Below are 705 nucleotides of genomic sequence, written 5' to 3'. Positions count from 1 at the left end.
TCACATATTCGGATAGACCGGCCCCTCGCCGCCCTGCGGCGGCACCCAGTTGATGTTCTGGTTGGGGTCCTTGATGTCGCAGGTCTTGCAGTGCACGCAGTTCTGCGCGTTGATGACGAAGACGTCCTTGCCGTCCTTCTCCACCCATTCGTAAACGCCGGCAGGACAGTAGCGCGTCGATGGGCCGGCATAGACGTCGAGTTCCGAGGTCTTCTGCAGCTCCGGGTTCTTCACCTGCAGGTGGATCGGCTGGTCTTCCTCGTGATTGGTGTTGGACAGGAACACCGACGAGAGACGGTCGAAGGTCAGGACGCCATCCGGCTTCGGATAGTCGATCCGCTTGTGCTTGGCCGCGGGTTCAAGCGACTGCGCGTCCGTCTTTCCGTGCTTCAGCGTCCCGAAGAACGAGAAGCCGAACAGCGTGTTCGTCCACATGTCGAGACCGCCAAGGGCGACACCGATTGCCGTGCCGAACTTCGACCACAGCGGCTTGACGTTGCGCACCTTCTTCAGGTCCGAGCCGATCGCGCTGTCGCGCCAGCCCTGTTCGATCTCGATTGGCTCGTCATTGGCGCGGCCATTGGCAATCGCATCCGCCAGCTTTTCGGCGGCGAGGATGCCGGACAGCACCGCATTGTGGCTGCCCTTGATACGGGGAACGTTGACGAAGCCAGCCGAGCAGCCGATCAGCGCGCCGCCTGGGAA

The 705-nt window shown here is 62.1% G+C and carries 1 protein-coding gene; it reads right to left on the bottom strand.

Annotation, left to right across the window (positions count from 1 at the left end; genetic code table 11):
* A partial coding sequence (locus AC27VQ_RS25825; RefSeq protein ID WP_488718581.1) for an electron transfer flavoprotein-ubiquinone oxidoreductase occupies positions 1–705 on the bottom strand: 705 nt, incomplete at its 5' end.

Source organism: Shinella sp. 20P9.1.1 (assembly GCF_057798995.1).
The sequence above is the reverse complement of the archived record's forward strand: the minus strand, read 5'-3'. Positions and strand labels throughout refer to the sequence as shown.